This window comes from Bradyrhizobium cosmicum (assembly GCF_032290525.1).
Lineage (GTDB): Bacteria > Pseudomonadota > Alphaproteobacteria > Rhizobiales > Xanthobacteraceae > Bradyrhizobium > Bradyrhizobium cosmicum_A.
This window is the reverse complement of sequence record NZ_JASXTA010000350.1, coordinates 1-258: the sequence shown is the minus strand read 5'-3', so window position 1 is coordinate 258 and position 258 is coordinate 1. Positions and strand designations below refer to the sequence as shown.

The following is a 258-nucleotide window of genomic DNA, read 5'->3' as shown; positions in this document are numbered from 1 at the left end:
GCACACGGCACCGGGCCCATCGACGCGCTGATTCAGCTGTTCAACGCGGAAGGCGTGGACGTGCGCCTGCTGGACTACACCGAGCACACGCTGTCCGCGTCCGCGAACGCGCAGGCCGCGAGCTACGTGGAGCTCGCCGTGGGTGACCGCGTGCTGTGGGGTGCGGGGATGGACAACAACACCACGCGAGCGTCCCTGAAGGCCGTGATCTCTGCGGTCAACCGCGCCGTGCGTGACGCGCAGTTGGCCCAGCAGGAC

Annotated in this window: 1 protein-coding gene; it reads left to right on the top strand. The window is 69.0% G+C overall.

What is annotated here, in order from left to right:
- On the top strand, positions 1 to 258 hold a 258-nt coding region (locus QSV46_RS40205; RefSeq protein WP_314964210.1), incomplete at both ends, for an alpha-isopropylmalate synthase regulatory domain-containing protein.